A 17029-nucleotide genomic window follows, 5' to 3' on the forward strand; every position below is an offset into this window, starting at 1 on the left:
AAAGGCTAATGAGCAATTAGAACATTATACTAAATATACTGAACCCGTGTTGGTTTTTTATACAACGCTAATTATACTAGCCGTAATTAATAGCTCGCGATTAAACGCTAAATACGCCTATTTAGAGAGTCAGCAGTTCAAGAAATTACTTACTAAAGAAGATGAAAGTGCATTATTAGAGCTCTCTAGTAATCTTAATATTAAGGTAAATAGGTGTAATCCCATAAAACTACGTATAAGCGAGAGGAAAATTACGGAGGAGAGAGAGTATTGTATAAATTTCATTGAATTTTTAAAGCTTATAAAGGGAACTAATGATCAGTGGAAGTTAAGTAAGCAAATTCTTTATAGAGGGAATGTTTATCTCAATAGGGAACAGCTGATACAACTAATTGCCGAGACTATTAGGAGAAAAATTTTGCAATTAATAAGACCGTTAAACTTGAAGGAAATACCAGAGAAATTAAGGGACTTAATAAATAAGGAGGGAAGAATTCCACCTTGTATTGAAGCTATTCTTAATAAAGATAAGATAAGTGAGGAGGAAGTAAGAATCCTTGTAACTTTCTATATTGATATCGGAAAGAGCTTAGGAAGCATTAATGCGGTTTTAAAGAAGTGGAGTATCACATCGATAAATGATTTATATAAAAGGTACTTAGGTAATAAGAAAACAAAATACATTATTTATTCATGCTATAGAATGAAGGAGCTCAACTTGTGCGTAAGCGAATGTAATGTAAGAAATCCCTTACAACTTTATTATAGATCATGATAAAGCCCCTCTTATTCCTAGTAACATCTAACGGAGTAACTCCTATAAAGGGGAGTAACGCCCAAGATCTCAGCAGAATCCTAGCCCTTTAGACGGAGAGGAGGTCAGTTTAATGCACTATAAACTACATAGAACCTTTGGATAACGGTAACTAAAGTAAGAACTAAGAATAGGTAGAACATGTATAATGACGCTATTTCTCCTAATATCAAGTAAATCAGTAGAATTAATAATACAAAAATTATTCTCTCCCCTCTCTCTATAATCCCTCTTCCTTCCATCTTTAATCCTAAGGATTCAGCCTTAGCTCTAATATACGATATAACTAAAGATAGCCCTACACCAAAAGCTATTAAATATGATGGAAAACCTATGAAGATAAATCCAGTTATATAAAGTATGTCTTCAATCCTATCTAGAGTTGAATCTAAAAAGCTCCCGAATTTTGAAACCTTATTAGATAGTCTAGCTACTTCTCCATCAATCGCATCCATCAGCGATGAGATGATTAAAAATATTATTGCAATTCCTACATTAAGTTTCATCATAGTAAAAAAATAGATAAATGAAAATATTAATCCTAAAACTGTTATAAGATTAGGACTGAGATTAATTCTGAGAAAAGCCCTAGCAATAGGTGTTAACACTCTTTTTGTTTGCTTCCTAATTTGATTCAGCATCTTTATCACATACTATTTTAAACTCTATTAGGTAGTAATAGGGGGATGACAGCTAAAAAATTGATTCTGGTAACCTCAGATTCACATCCACTACATAAGGTTTTTGTCGAAATACTAGAAGAACTTTCTAAAGAATTAAATATAGAAAAGGAGGTTAAAGTGGAGGACTATGGATTTCTAGCAGATTATGGCGAAAAGGATGAATTCGATATGCCATTTCTGCCTCAACTCTTCGCTATGTCTAATGATGGCAAGATATTCCCCATATTGACAAGAATTCCATTAGACTCTTCCTTAAAGCCTGATAAAGAAAAAGGGAAAGAAGAGGCCATTAAAAAAATTAAAAATATCGGATAAGTAACATTAATTTATAGAGTGGTCAACATGAGTTATGTTCCTCATGTACCTTATGTTCCAACTCCAGAGAAAGTCGTTAAAAGAATGTTAGAAATAGCAAAGGCTAATCAAGACGATGTAGTGTATGACTTAGGTTGTGGAGATGGAAGGATTATAATAACAGCCGTGAAGGACTTTAATGTAAAGAAAGCGATATGCATAGAGATCAATGATGAGAGACTAAGGGATACCTATTCAAATATAGAAAAAAGCGGAGTAGTAGGAAGGGCTAATGCGGTAAAAGGGAACTTCTTTGAGGCTAACTTATCTGAGGCTACTGTCGTCACTATGTTTTTACTAACTAATGTGAATGAAATGCTTAAACCTAAGCTCGAGAGTGAGCTAAAGCCTGGGACTAGAATAGTCTCACATGAATTTGAGATAAGAGGTTGGGTTCCAAAAGAGGTAATAAAGGTTGAAGACGGGAATATGAATCATACAGTTTACCTTTACGTAATCGGTGAACATAAATGAAAATTCTAGTCGTCAAAAGTGAGAATGGTAAAGTTACTTCTGAAAAAATAATGGAAGGAGAGATCGGTAAAGTTATCCGTGAAGTAGCCAAAAGTGCATTGGATGAATGGAATGAATTAACCTCAGATTTTATCATAATGCATGATTCACAAGAGGTAAGAGTTCCCCTTCCGTTAAAGCCAGATGTATACGAAGTATTGAAAAACTTCTTGGTTGGTAAGGATAAGAGAGAGGCAATTGCTAAAATACCCGTCTATATAATAAGCTATGAAAACGAATGGAAGGAGAGTGACTTCCAAGATAAGAAAGTGTATGTAATATCGTATTATATTAATGATGATATGAAAAAGGAGGTTATTTCTGACGCGACGCAGATGACTAGCGAACAACCGAAAGAAAAAGAAGAAGATTTAGAAGATATAGAAGAAGAGGAAGAATAAGAAGTTTTTAAAACATTTAATCTTTATCATATTTTTAATTCTTTGTAGTAGAGAAGAAGGAATCTATAGAGATAGTTGAGGCTATCTCATCCCATGAGACTCCAAATGCCTTAAGTAATTGCTCAAATGTACTTCTTAAAGCTTCTAAATATTTCTCCACATCTATTTCACTTACCTTAGCTAACTGCACTGGCTTAACGCCATCTTTGGATCTAACTTTAACAAAAGATATTATATCCCTGGGCAATACATTTACTCCATACGGCCTTAACTGGAGAGCAGCTTTAACATGCTGAGGTGTATTCTTAGTGTAAGAATCTAACGGTTTAGATAACATTATTCTAAACGCTAGTTCATCAAGATTATACTCCTTATTTTTCAACTTCTCATAAGATTCCTTTATCTTCTTTACAATCTCTCCCTTAATCTTCTTAATATCATCTGGAGAGTTTATATTAACCATCAAGTCTTTAACTTCATTAAACACTTTCTTTAGAAACTCCGGAGTGTTTCTCTTCTTCACCAACATACCTTTTATTTCCACCTTTCCGTCAGTATATACGCCAAAATAATTCTTCTTAAGTCCAGAAAACGCTACAAACCTATAACTCTTATCTATCTCTAGGTCAAGATTAAAATTGGACTTAACCCACTTTATAATTCCCTCAAGCCTCTCGGTAGAAGGATTTAAGAGAAATAACGAATCAGTATCTCCATACAATACTGTGAGACCTTCCTCCCTCGCCTTCTTAACTGTGCTCGTTATTACATATCTACCCAATGCTGTAACACTCTCAGCTACTGCAGGAGCATAGAGCGGGAAAGTTTCAGCTCCAAATACACCGTATGTAGCATTTATGAACACTTTCATAGCCCTTTGTACTACATCGTATAATATCCTTTGCTCTTCTCCTACGCTTTGACTCTTTGATTTCTTCTTATATACCTTTACTCTGAAGTCCCTCAATAAACCAGTTATGACTGCAGTTATTCCCGGTCTGTCCATACATACCGTGTGTAGCACTTCACCCGTCTCATCTTTTACTTCAACCGTTTTATTACATTGATTTAAATCGACAGTTTCATAACTTAAATTCCACGTCCTAATTATTGAAGGATACAGTGAGGCGAAGTCCAATACAGTTATGTAAAAGAATATCCCAGCTGGTGGATCAATAACGACAGCTCCCTTATACCCTTTACCCTTTATTAATGCCGATGTCTTGACGCTAGATGTTCTAGCTAAAATGTTTTCCTTTAAAGGTATTAACCAATTTCTCTTCCTATGCTCCCAATAGTATAGATTCTTTACCCACGTGGATATTTCACTTCTTGTTAGCTCCTCAATGCCTAGCCTGGATATCCTAGAGAATAGCACAATTAGCTTCATAGTTAACTCATTTCCAAAGGTGGTCAGTTGTAACGTTATGTCAGCGTCTCTGAAGTTATACTCTATTAATTTCTGTATATCCAAAAACGATATCAGAGTATCTACCTTAACCTTTGATACTCCTAAAAGAGCCTTAGCTACGGAATCTAAGTTATATTCAGCGTATTTTCCCTCAAAGGCATAATTCCTAACAGCCTTATTAAAGAAAAACTTGTATAAATCTATATGAAGCCCAATTAGATACTTAGCTTCATCTCCATGAACATCAAAAGGCAACTCATCTGGATAAAAGCCTAGTTTTAGGGCTCTATAATAAATATAAGGTATATCGAAATCATCACCATTAAAAGTTATTATCATTGGATAATTGCTAAGTATCTCGAAAAATCTAACAAGTAGATCGTACTCAGAATCAAATCTCTCCACTGACAATCCATCGTTGTTAGTATTACCTTCTTGTACATCACTTCTATTTAGAGCTAAGACCTTCTTCAATCCGTCATTTCCAGCTAATGCAATACTAATTATTGGAAATTCTGCTTTTTCGGGATCTGGAACTCTACCTTTTATTGGAGTATATACTTCGATATCAACAGCAACTCTCTTAATCTTTGGTACTTTAGTCTCAAATATTGGAAGCCAATCTATAGCCATCTGCTTAGTTAAATCATCAGAATCGGAGAATGCCCTTTTAATATCCTCTACATCTTTTTCATCAAGTTTTAGCCCAGCTGACATAAGTTTACCTTGTTTTACAATATAAGGCATTCCAGGAATTAATTCCATATCGTAAATATAATTATTATGATACTTTATATGAGCTTCATAAGCTTGAGGAACAGCATTTCTCAATCTTCTAACCGCTAAGGGATCTTTAACTACTATTTTCGTCATCCTTATATTTTCCCATGTATAAGGATCAATTTTCGTAACGGTTTCTATGTGATCAAAAGAAGGATCTCTAATAATCTTAGGAATCTTACTGATCTTATCTGGCTCTAGGTCAACTAAGAAATAGGATTTATGTCCAGTGTTATCGTAGAGTACGTAAATTTTTTGAGTGTTCTCATCATATAATTTGCAGACTGCTTTACCCTTCTTACCATCATAATCAACTTGTAATAAGTAATATAACTTACCCTCCTCTGCTGGAGGAAGCCACTCCCTTCTTGTAACTCGCCTCCTTTCTTCTTCCTTAGTTTCTTGGACTTCCTGCTTATTTTCCTCAGTATTTTTAGCAGGCTTGCTAGAAGGAATATCAAATAATGTAAGTTGTTTAGCCATACTTAAACAAATATAACTTTATAGGAAATACGATATAAGTTTTAGTGGTAAAGGACCCGTAGCTCAGCTAGGATAGAGCGCTGGCCTGCGGAGCCAGAGGTCCCGGGTTCAAGTCCCGGCGGGTCCGCTGTGGGGGTATCCCCCACACCCCCACTTCCATTTTTCAATTTCATATACGTTTCAACTACGTCAACTAAAGGACCTACGTAAGTTTCCTTTATCTCACCGTTTATCGTTTCCAATTTATAGACGTAATACCGCCCTTTAATAGGGCGTATAATATAGTCGCCATATTTATAACGCGTCTTCTCTTTCGTCATTTTTACGCACTGTATTATGGTTACCAATTCGCGTTTATAAGCATTGGTAACTCGTAAAAAGTTACGGGGTCTCGCGTGAGTTTGAAAGGTAGCGGTAAAAGTTCCTCATTTGGAAAATTAACCCCGAGTTGGGCTAAACTCTGAGTATAGCTCTGCAAACCTATCTAACTCCTCACCCTTTATCCTCAGCCTATGTATCATACGCGATAGTACTGGCGGTCTGACTTGTACGCTCTCAACGCCTCTATCAGCCTTTCCGTCGCTTTTTCGCATTCTTCCTTTGTCATCTGACACGGCATTTTTCTTATCGCCTCTTCCGTCAGACCCTCGAAAAAAGTCTTTATCTGCGATAACTTCGCCGTCTTGCGTCTTCACTTTGATTAAATCGCCCTCTACCTTAACGTCGGGCTTGATTACGCCCTCTACGTATTCGAGTATTTCCTTCCCTAAGTCAGTCAACCCCCATCTGAAAGCGTTGTCTGGTTTTTCGCTATAGACTAACCCTTTACGCTCTAAGTTCTTCAACACGCTAATCACATATTGTTTATGCACTTTTGCTATAGCCACTATGTCGTCAGTCTTAGGCTCACCGCTGACCCTAGCCTGAGCGTCTCTCACATACTGCAGAAACTCTATGTCCCTCTCGCTCAGCCCTAACGCGTCGAACAGTACCTCTTTGCGGAACTTAGCCATTACATCGTTGAAGTCGCTTATGTCGGCGACGCTCTTGAGCTTTAACCCCGCATGTATCCTCACGAGTACCATTAGTCGCGATATCGCCCTAACTACTACACCAAAGTCCTTGGCATGCCCCAACACTTGATTGCCGAAGGCGGTTATCTCGTTTATTACATCTTGGCTCAGCTTAACGTCTTTGGGCATTTTGCTTATGAAACACGCGATTACCGCCTTGACCTCAAACGGGTATTCTAACTCGCCCCTATTCGCCATCTTTTCAACGACCTTGCCTAGGTCTATCCCGCGTGAGTTGATGTAGACTTTGAAGAGCCTATTCTCTATCTGTGCCTTTACCGCGTCGGTAATGTCTACTACCGACGTCGTGATAAACACCGGTCTGTGCTTAATCGTTATGGTACGTGCTGTGAGTTTGCCGTCTTCGTTCTTCTCTACTGTGCCCGTTACTATCCTATCTTCGCTCATGTATTCGCGTGCATAGTTTATGTTCTGCCCATCGATCTGTTCAAAAAATACAATCGGTTTGTTGAGGTCTGTGCTATAGCCTAAGAAGTTTGTAGTGACCCTAGTGAATACCGCAACCATGTCATCGGGGAACTGGTAGAGTATACTCTTCACGATTGTAGACTTACCCGCACCAGACCCGCCTATCAGCATTAGGGATAGTCTCGATGTCCCGTACGACGGGTCAAGGAAGGCTGAGAAAGCTGAGTAAGCGACTAACTCCCTCGGCTTTTCATAACCATGCACAAACTTGTCGGAGTTCCGCAACATAAAGCCGATTATGTTCCTCTCAGCCTCTCTGTACAGATCTGGGTAGTGCGTCATGACGTATTCACAGACCGGCGTCTCTTTTGTGAGAGACTTCTTGATACCCTCTATCGCGTCTAATAACGCGTGCTTTGGCGGGTGATAGTCGGTGAGCTTAGCGACCTCTGAAATAACCTCTTCACATTTATCGCCGACGCATTTAAACTCTTTATCTTTATATCTAAATATGATATTTAGTGAGGGTACCTCGACCACTTTACCGCCTTCTAAGCGTTTCGTATAGCCAACGACCTCATAGCAGACGTCGACCACTTTACCGTCTTTGACTTCTACACACTTTACGTGCCCTTCCGAAATTGAATTTATTTCTTTCGTTTGCGGTTTAATTTTTTCATTTTTGTCGACAACTGACTGAGCGTTTTTCTGTTCATTGTTTGCAAAGGGTTCCGCTATTTCCGCTATTTCCGCCATTTTTTGCATTTGAGTGAGATAATCGGCGGATTTGGCGGATTTAGCGGAACCCTTTGCAAACGATGTTTGAATTTTTCCCGCGTCTGTGATGCTATTTTCAGCTTTTTCTTTCGCGTCTGTTGTACTTTTTTGAATTTTGTTATCGTCCGTACCGAGTTTTCCTGCCGTATTGTAACTCGACTGAGCGTTTTCTTTAACGACTACCCACTTCCCGTTACGCCTTACTACTTTCACCGCTCTCAAACCCCACTTGTACAAAATCGCTATCGCTAAAGCCCCATAACACGACCACGCCTTTCTTAACCCACTCCGCGTTTTCCTTTAGGTTGAGGTACACGTTATAACCGCGTAACTCCTCAGCCTTATACGACTTCTTCTCTTTAGCGTCGTAAAAGCGACCATAAAGCGGTAATATCTTCACGCCATAGGAGTACTTACCCTTTTTAGGCTCAGCGAGTACGACGAAGATAGAGCGTTTTGTGGCGTAGACGTATTTCGCGTTACCCTTATTAACCCCGTCGCGTTTAGAGTTATTTGATATAACGACCTTCGTCTTGTCTCACCCCCTTTTTTCACTCTATCTCTTCTAGCAAAACATCAACCCTTTCTACGCCCTTCAGTCTGTCACTATACTTTGCCGGTACCGTTATCGCTAGCTTACCACTAACATAGATTACTTCAACGCCGTGTACCCTTAACTCGCCGTCTGGGAGTAGTAGGGTCGCGTCTAGCGTCTTGCCTATTAGTTGCTTAGCTATACGCCACGGTATCGAGACGCCGTAGTACTCCTTCCCTTTGTGCTTACCATATAAAAAAACCTTAGAATTAACTTTTATGACTTGTTTTTGTTCACTTATTGTGGGCATTACAAGTTTTAAAAAAAGTTCCGGAACATTTAATAAGCATTAAGTCATAAAAAAACACGTTTCCATATACGGAACATTTATAAACATTAGGGACATAAAACACGTTTCCGTATACGGGGTATCTCTCTGTATGCTAAGTGAAATTTACCGGGGTTCACGCAGTATTCACGCCGTAAAAGTTTCACATACGGGGGGTATACTGAAAAACTATAGCTTTCATGTAAATCCATGACCTAAAAATTCCGTATACGGGGGTTGTCTATAACAGAGTGTAAATGGGTATCAAGTGTTTTAGTGGGCTTTACGTTTTCTGAAAGCGTAAAATGTCTTGATACGGGGGTTATACTGAAAAACTATAGCTTTCACGTGAATTCACGACATAAAAATTCAGCATACGGGGGTTATCTATCGCATACTGAAGAGCTATAGCTCTCAAGTAACGCCGTAAAATTATGTCATACGGGGTCTGTTTTTCTAAGCCACTCCGCGTATTTCTTGTACTGCTCTTTCGTGATACCAAATAGCGAAACGTAGTGTTGGGTCAGTACGCGTGTAGGTTTTCGACCTTGTATGAAGTCTATGACGTCGAAGGGTATGCCTAAGCTAGCCATCTGCGTTGAAACAAACTTACGGAAGTATTTAATGGCGACGGCGTCTTTATGACGTCTCTCAAAGTCGTGAATGGCGTAACGTGTGATATCTACCTTTCTTAGCGGAGTGGCATGGAACAAGTAGTAACTACCCTTATACCCTCTAGTCCACGCGAGTGGGTAGTAACATATGTCGCCCTCACAGACGTCACGTTCTGGCTCTGATAACGCCTTCAGTATCTCGCTTAACCTAGCCCCACTCTCTAACGCCAGACGGTAGACGAGATACACGTTTTCGCTATACTCTTTAGCCAACATTAGCGTTTTTCGCACTTCTTCTAACGTAGGCACATATAGGTCGGGGTTTGAACGCTTTACCTTAATAACGCTCAATATTTTATCGCGGAAGTCCTCAGTGATTATCCCCTCTTCGGCGAGGAACTTGGCGAAAAGCCTTATAGCCTTCCTGTCGTTATTTGTGTCGCCGTAAGACAGAACGCCAGATATATAGCTCTTCGCAGTCGCCTCTGAGATTTTTCGTTTAGTTAGCAACCATTCATAGAACGCCTTAACGTTACCGGAAGTGGCGAATTGGCGTAAATTGGTAACTAACGCTATTTTACGCCTCTCAAAGTCGATTTTTCGTCCTGCGGAGCCAGAGGTCCCGGGTTCAAGTCCCGGCGGGTCCGCGAATTTACGATTAATTGAAAATTAGTCTTTACTATGCTCTTAATTTAACACTCATGTAAAACCTTTATATTGAGGTAGAACTACATTTAGAGGTTAGTAAATATATTGTAAGTGATGGAAAAACTATTCCCTAATGGTACCTTGAAAGGACAGGAGTCATATAATTATTTATGATTATCCTCTTTTTGCCTCTTAACTAATTAGCGTTGATACGACACTTAGCACTTACTGCTCCTAGTATATATATTGCAAATAGTTATTTAGTTTAGACTAATTATAGACGTAAATGCTATTTGCATGATGAAGACTAACATTATTCACGTGCAAAGGAAGATGGAGAAATCACATTTCTTTTTTTCTTGATAGGAAGAAAATAACCCATACGACTAGATTAATTATACTAAATAAACTAAGGGAATAAGCTCCAAGTATGGGATAAAAAAGGGCAGTAAACCCATCAGCTATTAAGGTGGAAACATCAGTGATCGTAGCCAAAACACCGCTTTCTACTACTGGATAATCAGACCTAGACATCATATTACCTATCATAATAGGCCATACTATTGAATTACCTACTTGAGAAAATATACCATAAGCTACCAACACGTAAAGTTGGGGAGTTAAGGGGAATAGAAACTCACTAATCGTTGCAATAGTTACACCTAACACTAAATTAAACGATATTTTACTTTTAGGAAAATACAAAGGAATTATGGAGCCAGCCACGTTAGCGAGTATAAATGATACACTAAACCAACCCGCGGAACTAACTTTACTAAAGATTAATGGTTCAATTAAACCCCCAACAGTGGCTAAAGACATACTAAGCATGAATGAAAGTAGAAAGAATGGAGAAAAGGCACTAAAGACCTTTCTTACCTCTAGAATGCTGGGCTTTGATACTTTTCCTTTCTTTGTATCTAGAGCAAATATCAAAGGAATACAGATTAACCAAACTATTAATGAGGCCAGAAAGAGATCGTTTATACCTTTCAAGAGAAATAAAAGGATTAATATGGTTATTAAACTTCCCACTACGTATCCAAGGAACTTAGAAGAGATGAAAAAATTAGCCCTTTGATACCTTGAAGATAAGTTTGGTTCGGAATAAGAAAAGAAGATTGCATTTAAGAAGAGGAGTAGAGAGGTTACGAGCCCATTTATTGCTCCAACTAATGCAACGACTACTATATTGAGGGGAAGTAACTTAAAAAAGAGAATCCACGAGAGGATTGCTTGATAAGCAAAGGCTATAAAGAGTGATGATTTAGGTCTGTTTTTTAATACTTCAGCAATAAAAGGTGAAACTGCAGCTCTAAGACTTACGCTCGCAGTGGAAAATATAAATGAGTATTCTGCACTCCTTAAATAATATTCGAAATATACGGGCAAGTAAAAGTACTGAGAAGATGCTACATTTATGGAAATAAGTAAAATGTAAGATATTATATCATTACGCCTCATAAAATTTTATCTACATGAAGTCATAAAACTTTTTCTTTGCAATAAGTTGAGTAGTTAAGAATAATTTTCATACTTAAATCTTAGCAATTGATAACTCTATAAGAATAATTACAGAATACAAGTTTTTATAATAAATCAAGGTGGTTAGTCTAAAAGCTCTTTCGTGAATTATAATGAGACTAACTTTTATTGGTTAACTATAAAAAGTAAAGTAGATGAATTCAAATACATTTCGAGAGCAGGAAGAGAAGAAAATTTGCCCAATAGTGGAAACAATAAAGATAATCGGTACAGAACCTAGGTTACTCGTACTAAGATATCTTTTTGATGGACCTAAAGGGTTTAATGAATTATTAAGAGAAACGAAACTAAGTTCAAAAACTTTATCCTCAACTTTAAAGTTTCTTGAAAATACAGGTATAATTGAAAGAAAAATAGCGAGCACTAGACCGTTTAGAGTCGAGTATGTGTTAACCGATAAGGGAAAAGAATTAGAAAATCTTTTTAAAATAATGAAAGACTGGGGAGAGAAGTGGGTTTTAAGATCTGCTGAGTTTCAAAAAAAATGAATAGTATAACTTTTTGCTTACTTCCGATTTAGAGATTTGGACCTGGCAATATAGCTATTGATCCCGGGCCTAAAAGTAATAATAAGATTGAGCCAGCTAGAAATAAAATATCGAGGTCGTACCCAGGATTTGTAATCGATGGGAGTGGTTTCTTCATTTTGGTAATACTAGTGATAACCGTACCCAAGAAGAAAAGGGTTAGTATTGAATCTACCAGTACGTAAAACGTTCCCAGTATTACAAGTATTCCTCCTACGAGCTCTATGAGCATAGAAAGATCCACAAAAATTGTAGGTATTCCTATTTGCTTCATAAATCCCTTTAATTGGATGCTCGTGTTTTTGTTTATTTTGGGAAACGAATGAGGTATTAGTGATATTCCGAAGAGTATTCTAAATATTAATAAACCTATTGCTTCCAATGTTCCATTCATTACTTTATCACTTACTCTAAGTTTACTTAGTAAAGCATATAAATTAGTAAGAGAATTGAAAGCAAGTAAATTACCCTCTAGAAACCAAATTTACTAGGTTTCATGAAACATAAAAATTCGGAACCTTGAACTTCGAAAAGTAGCTCATACGCAATAGTTAAGTAAAATATCCTTTATCTATATATTTGGTATATGATGAAAGAGACTGTTAATTATCATGAGGAAGTTATTGAAGCTGAATATTCTAGTGAGGGATATGTTATCGTTAATTACGCTCGTTCATATAACTTAAATAGAATACTAGTAAATGGAAAATGGGTAATTGTAACTGACTTAGGGAAAACAATAAATGAAGTTACTCCTGGCAAAGAATTCGAGCCATGCGAAAGTTATGTTCATACCTCAGTTAAGATGTGGATAGAAAGTGAAAAACTATTAGAAATTTTGAAAGGAATAGTTGACTCTTCTGATATTGATATAAAGTTAGTAAGCAAGAAGGTTAGTAGAAGAATAAATATGCATGATATAAAGGAATGCAAGGAAGAGAAGGTGGTAAATTACGTCAGATATAATGATATGAGCTTTGCATATACTGGTGATCCTCATGATATACCGTCAATAATAGAATATTTAAAGACCAGTATAGTGAACATACCTTCAAAAAGATTGTTAACTGAAAGTGGTAGAGTGACCTTCATATTAGATCCTGAGGTAGCTGGTCACGTTTTTCACCATCTTGTACTTAATTACATGAGGGGAAATGCGCCAGCATTTAAAATTAATGAAAAGATATTTGGAGAAATCACAATTTATGATAATCCTTTAAATCCTTTTTCACATTCATTTTCATATTTCGATGATGAGGGAGTAAGAACACGGAAGAAGGAACTTATAGGAGATGGGATTATTATTAATTATTTAGGTACCTTAACCTCAAAATTTGGCAATGCTGGGAATGCTAGGGGATTATTACCTAAACCCGATTATTTTACACTAGAATTTAAGACTGGAGATTGGAAACTTGACGAAATGATTCAAGAAAGTAAGGGATCCTACCTAGCAATTGGCGTAAAGAGATCTGAAATGGTCCAAAATAGTGTGAGAATATACCCTAGAAGTGTTATAAAGGTTGGTGAAGGTAGAGTATTTATTAGGGAAGTTGCAATTCCACTTCAAGATTTATTAAGTATCGATGCAATTACCAGAGAAACTAAGGGGGTATTTATTGATGAAGAGCATGGAGGTGTGATGCCATACATAAGAATGAAAGCGAGAGCAATACTTTATTAAAAATAGCAATTAAAGAGGCGTACGAAAATATAATTTATAGAAGAAAACCCATTGAATTTTTAGATCTAATAAAAGGAAAAATAGTAGTAGATGTAGGATGTGGCTCTGGACAGAATTGCTTAGAGTTACAAAAAAGAAGTAAACTAGTTATATGCTTAGATTTAGCATTAAGGCAAATAACTGAAGCAAAAAAGAGAGGTTGCGAAAATCTTATCCAAGCCGACATGGAGTATTTACCACTTAGAGATTTTTCCATGACCTCACTCTTATACATAGCTTCAATACACCATTTAATGGATCCTCATTTAGCATTAAATGAAGCGAAGAGAGTATTAAAGGAAAACGGTGAAATTCTAGTTACAGTATGGTTAGTTCAACCAAGGTTTATGTTCAGAAGATACGTATTAACGAAGAGTTACCTAAATGGTAAAGAGGTCAGAAGATACTATAGATTATACTATCCTAATGAGTTGAAGAAAATAATGCAAAAGGTGGGGTTTAAGAAAGTTAAGTATAAGATATACAGAGTTAAGAGTTTTCTTCCAAACAATGCAATGTTTTATGGTATTAAATCCTTAGCCATATAAGGTCCTTCCTTAACATATCCCTTCTTTCTATAATACTCCCTCGCGCCAATTCCCGATAGCACCAAAATCTTCTTGGCGTCGAATTCCTCCCTAGATATCCTCTCAGCTTCACTTAGTAACTTACTACCATAACCCTTATGTTGGAATCCAAAATCATCCCACATTCCCACTGGAACTTCAATGCCATAAACGTGTAGCTCTCTAACGATAGCGACTCTTTTGTTTTTTATCTCACTTCTATGTGCTTTATCAGAGGGTATCCTTAACCTTAAATAGCCGATTAGGATATTCTGATCATCTTCAAAGGATAAGAATACTTCAGTTCCTCCACTAGCTTCATATACTTCCTTATTTAACCTTATTTTATCATCATGAGGCGTTAATCCTTTATGTTGCCACACCATTCCTACTTCCCTATACCTTATCTCATTTATCATAATTCCCTTTTCAATAGCCCTCTTCTCCACTAATTCCCTTAAGTTACCTTTCCTATTACCATCTAAGATTATGGTTGCTGGAATGTCCCTTTGAATTCTCATTACTCTAACCCACTTTGGAATATATCTATACATTTCTGATATCAGTTCTACTAAAGTATCAGTGTCATAAGGCTTATAAAGACCCCTCTTCCATAAGTGTACTAAAGGAGCTGTCTCGACTACTAACGTGGGATAAATCTTCAGCATGTCTGGTCTAAAAGAGGGATCTTGGAAAATGGTCTTAAGTGCTTCTAAATCCTTATCCGGATCTGATTTAGGCAAGCCTAACATTAAGTGATATACAACTTTAAAGCCAGCGTCCTTTAATATTCTGGTAGCTTCAATTGAGTCATTTACTGAATGTCCTCTGTTCGTAAACCTTAATATATCATCATAAATAGTTTGAACCCCTAATTCCACTTTAGTAGCTCCTAATCTTAGTAGTTGATCAGTGTGAGGTTCTTTAGCCCAATCGGGTTTAGTCTCAACCGTCATTCCTACACATCTAACACTTGCATTTTCGTTCCTTAATTGGGCATCTTCTAAATAAGTAAAAGTTTTTTTATTGGCTTCTGGGAACTGATTCATCCCCTCTAGAGCTTGCGTTACAAACCACTCTTGATAGTCCAAGGGCATAGCCAAGAACGTACCGCCCATGATTATCAATTCAACTTTACTAGGCGTGTGCCCATTTTCAACGTATTGCTTTAGTCTAGATTGAACTTGATAAAAAGGGTCATAATTATTTTCTACAGCTCTCATTAACGTGGGTTCCCTTCCATAATAACTTTGAGGAGTTCCTACTTCAACTCCACCCGGGCAAAATATGCACTTTCCGTGAGGGCACGGATAAGGATGCGTCATTACCGCTACTATAGTTACTCCAGATAACATTCTCGTTGGCTTTCTTATTACTTGCATTATTCTTTACCTTTATGTCAGAGCTTATTATTTTTTAAGGAAGCAAAGTTACTTTCTTAATGTTTCGTTATGTTTGATCTGATCTCCTCTATGCTCTAAGGCGAAACAAAATATTTTATTGCTAAAAGGTCACTTGTTCCTTTTCTAACTTTTCTCCCTTAGAAGGTTCTCCTCATCGATTCTCGTCTAAGGGATAATCGAGAGGCTCAGAAAACTCCCTCCTATTGTTAGGAAATAAATACTTTACAATCCCGCCTTTAAGGGAGAGGCTTTCTTCATTTTGTAAAACTTTTATTCTAAGTTTGATAACTCACTATCGAATGAAAGCTGTTATATTTGATTTAGATGGAACTTTAGCAAATACTGAAGAAATCCATAGAGAAGCATGGGAGTTAGCGTTGGAGAGATTAGGATTTAAAGTTAACGTGGATATAAGGCAACTCTTAGGCAAGAAAACTATTGACATAGCTCGGATTTTGGTAGGGAATGAAAACGCTGAAAGATTAGCCTTAGTTAAAACTCAGATTTATTCAGAGCTAATAAAGATAAAAGCTAAACCTAAGCCTTGCGCAATTGATTTAATAGGGAAGCTTAAAGAGAAAGATATTAAGATTGCTGTAGTGACATCATCTATGAGATCTTCAGCAACTGAAGTACTAGAAATTATCAGAGTTAAACCAGATGTTTTGGTCGCCGGGGATGATGTAAAAATCGGTAAACCAAATCCTATGCCGGTAATTAAGGCTTTGGAATTGATTGGTTCTGAACCTAAAGACGCAATAGGAATTGGGGATACAATTTATGATGTAATGGCATATCACTCTGCAGGTATTAAGAAGATATTTCTAGTTAAAAGTAGTGTGCCAGTTAATGAAGATGAAATTAAGAGATATGATGCAATGATTTTGCACACTTTATGTGAATTGGTTTTTAAAAATACATTATAAAAATAATGATTACATATATCTCTTCATTTTATCGAAAGCAAGATTTTTAAATGTGGTAAATGAGAATATATTTAAAGGGGTATTAGAATGCTTGGTAGTCCATATGATTGGATAATAATACTTGTTGTGGTAGCTGTGGTGTTCTTCGGTGCTTCAAAAATACCGGAGATATTTAGATCAATGGGTAGGGCTGTTGGAGAGTTTAAGAAGGGTAGGATTGAATCTGAATTAGAATTGCAACAAATGCAACAAGCTTTCACTCAACAGTCTTTAAACCAACCATTGGTAAAGCAAGAGCCTCAAGATAAGGCTAAAGAATTAGAACAAAAAATTCAGGAACTACAAAAACAGTTAGATGAGTTAAAGAAGCAGTCCAATAAATAATAATCTTCTAAAGTCACATATTTTTTGAAAATAATAATTAAGGGGGAGAGTAATGCTTAACAATGTAAATGACTTCCTAGTAGTGTTAGTAGTATTCGTATTATTAATGGCT

Annotated in this window: 18 protein-coding genes, 2 tRNA genes and 1 pseudogene; 11 read left to right on the top strand and 10 right to left on the bottom strand. The window is 36.9% G+C overall.

Annotated features, from left to right (window positions below):
* Window positions 1-775: DNA primase regulatory subunit PriL (locus DMP16_RS03215; protein WP_143576892.1), on the top strand; the 775-nt coding region annotated here is incomplete at its 5' end.
* Between the two features lie 104 nt (window positions 776-879).
* On the opposite strand, the gene pgsA is transcribed toward DMP16_RS03215, so the two are convergent.
* Window positions 880-1464, bottom strand: a complete 585-nt coding sequence (gene pgsA, locus DMP16_RS03220) for an archaetidylinositol phosphate synthase (protein ID WP_069282244.1) — start codon at window positions 1462-1464, stop codon at window positions 880-882.
* 36 nt (window positions 1465-1500) lie between these two features.
* Here pgsA and DMP16_RS03225 point away from each other — a divergent pair, with 36 nt between their 5' ends.
* The 3 genes from DMP16_RS03225 to DMP16_RS03235 are packed head-to-tail and all read left to right on the top strand — an operon-like array spanning window position 1501 to window position 2765.
* Window positions 1501-1812: a hypothetical protein gene (locus tag DMP16_RS03225; RefSeq protein ID WP_069282245.1), complete on the top strand. Its 312-nt coding sequence runs from the start codon at window positions 1501-1503 to the stop codon at window positions 1810-1812.
* A gap of 27 nt (window positions 1813-1839) precedes the next feature.
* The gene (locus DMP16_RS03230; RefSeq protein ID WP_069282246.1) at window positions 1840-2325 is read left to right on the top strand and encodes a protein-lysine N-methyltransferase; all 486 of its coding nucleotides are present in this window, start codon (window positions 1840-1842) and stop codon (window positions 2323-2325) included.
* A complete protein-coding gene (locus DMP16_RS03235) occupies window positions 2322-2765 on the top strand; it encodes a DUF2286 domain-containing protein (RefSeq protein ID WP_069282247.1) in 444 nt (147 codons plus the stop codon). Before DMP16_RS03230 ends, DMP16_RS03235 begins: the two co-directional genes overlap by 4 nt.
* 34 nt (window positions 2766-2799) lie before the next feature.
* On the opposite strand, the gene DMP16_RS03240 is transcribed toward DMP16_RS03235, so the two are convergent.
* Window positions 2800-5439 (bottom strand): DNA-directed DNA polymerase I, encoded by a 2640-nt coding sequence (locus DMP16_RS03240; protein WP_069282248.1) that lies wholly within the window; start codon window positions 5437-5439, stop codon window positions 2800-2802.
* Between the two features lie 52 nt (window positions 5440-5491).
* Here DMP16_RS03240 and DMP16_RS03245 point away from each other — a divergent pair.
* A tRNA-Arg gene (locus DMP16_RS03245) sits at window positions 5492-5566 on the top strand.
* Between the two features lie 28 nt (window positions 5567-5594).
* On the opposite strand, the pseudogene DMP16_RS03250 reads toward DMP16_RS03245, so the two are convergent.
* The 5 genes and pseudogenes from DMP16_RS03250 to DMP16_RS03270 all read right to left on the bottom strand — a co-directional run.
* Window positions 5595-5759 (bottom strand): annotated as a pseudogene (locus DMP16_RS03250) (putative integrase); the annotation flags it as partial.
* A 117-nt stretch (window positions 5760-5876) separates the two neighbouring features.
* Window positions 5877-7931: a hypothetical protein gene (locus DMP16_RS03255; RefSeq protein WP_069282249.1), complete on the bottom strand. Its 2055-nt coding sequence runs from the start codon at window positions 7929-7931 to the stop codon at window positions 5877-5879.
* Window positions 7912-8118, bottom strand: coding sequence for a hypothetical protein (locus DMP16_RS11300; protein ID WP_255446780.1), 207 nt, complete (start codon window positions 8116-8118; stop codon window positions 7912-7914). Before DMP16_RS11300 ends, DMP16_RS03255 begins: the two co-directional genes overlap by 20 nt.
* 151 nt (window positions 8119-8269) lie before the next feature.
* Window positions 8270-8563, bottom strand: a complete 294-nt coding sequence (locus DMP16_RS03265; protein WP_069282251.1) for a hypothetical protein — start codon at window positions 8561-8563, stop codon at window positions 8270-8272.
* 455 nt (window positions 8564-9018) lie between these two features.
* Window positions 9019-9771, bottom strand: a complete 753-nt coding sequence (locus DMP16_RS03270) for an integrase (RefSeq protein WP_069282252.1) — start codon at window positions 9769-9771, stop codon at window positions 9019-9021.
* On the opposite strand from DMP16_RS03270, the gene DMP16_RS10865 reads away from it, so the two are divergent.
* Window positions 9747-9842, top strand: a tRNA-Leu gene (locus DMP16_RS10865). The two genes, DMP16_RS03270 and DMP16_RS10865, sit on opposite strands and share 25 nt — an antisense overlap.
* A 343-nt stretch (window positions 9843-10185) precedes the next feature.
* Here the strand turns inward: DMP16_RS10865 and DMP16_RS03275 are convergent.
* On the bottom strand, window positions 10186-11307 hold the full coding sequence (locus DMP16_RS03275) for a hypothetical protein (protein WP_069282253.1): 1122 nt from the start codon (window positions 11305-11307) through the stop codon (window positions 10186-10188).
* Window positions 11308-11522: 215 nt separating this feature from the next.
* Here DMP16_RS03275 and DMP16_RS03280 point away from each other — a divergent pair, with 215 nt between their 5' ends.
* Window positions 11523-11876, top strand: a complete 354-nt coding sequence (locus tag DMP16_RS03280; RefSeq protein ID WP_069282254.1) for a helix-turn-helix domain-containing protein — start codon at window positions 11523-11525, stop codon at window positions 11874-11876.
* Between the two features lie 28 nt (window positions 11877-11904).
* Here DMP16_RS03280 and DMP16_RS03285 read toward each other — a convergent pair whose 3' ends face one another.
* Window positions 11905-12309, bottom strand: a complete 405-nt coding sequence (locus DMP16_RS03285; protein ID WP_069282255.1) for a DoxX family protein — start codon at window positions 12307-12309, stop codon at window positions 11905-11907.
* A 192-nt stretch (window positions 12310-12501) separates the two neighbouring features.
* Between DMP16_RS03285 and DMP16_RS03290 the strand changes: the two genes are divergently transcribed.
* Both DMP16_RS03290 and DMP16_RS03295 read left to right on the top strand, forming a co-directional pair.
* Complete coding sequence (locus DMP16_RS03290) at window positions 12502-13599, top strand: metallopeptidase TldD-related protein (protein WP_069282256.1); 1098 nt, start codon at window positions 12502-12504, stop codon at window positions 13597-13599.
* A gap of 32 nt (window positions 13600-13631) precedes the next feature.
* Entirely contained in the window at window positions 13632-14186 is a 555-nt protein-coding gene (locus DMP16_RS03295) for a class I SAM-dependent methyltransferase (protein ID WP_069282257.1), read from the top strand.
* On the opposite strand, the gene DMP16_RS03300 is transcribed toward DMP16_RS03295, so the two are convergent.
* The gene (locus DMP16_RS03300; protein ID WP_069282258.1) at window positions 14159-15586 is read right to left on the bottom strand and encodes an elongator complex protein 3; all 1428 of its coding nucleotides are present in this window, start codon (window positions 15584-15586) and stop codon (window positions 14159-14161) included. The genes DMP16_RS03295 and DMP16_RS03300 overlap by 28 nt on opposite strands.
* A gap of 320 nt (window positions 15587-15906) precedes the next feature.
* On the opposite strand from DMP16_RS03300, the gene DMP16_RS03305 reads away from it, so the two are divergent.
* Window positions 15907-16533 (top strand): HAD family phosphatase, encoded by a 627-nt coding sequence (locus tag DMP16_RS03305; RefSeq protein WP_069282259.1) that lies wholly within the window; start codon window positions 15907-15909, stop codon window positions 16531-16533.
* An 87-nt stretch (window positions 16534-16620) separates the two neighbouring features.
* On the top strand, window positions 16621-16917 hold the full coding sequence (locus DMP16_RS03310) for a twin-arginine translocase TatA/TatE family subunit (RefSeq protein ID WP_069282260.1): 297 nt from the start codon (window positions 16621-16623) through the stop codon (window positions 16915-16917).
* The last annotated feature ends 112 nt before the right edge of the window (window positions 16918-17029 follow it).

Source organism: Sulfolobus sp. B1 (genome assembly GCF_007050195.1).
In the GTDB taxonomy this organism is placed as follows: Archaea; Thermoproteota; Thermoprotei_A; order Sulfolobales; family Sulfolobaceae; genus Saccharolobus.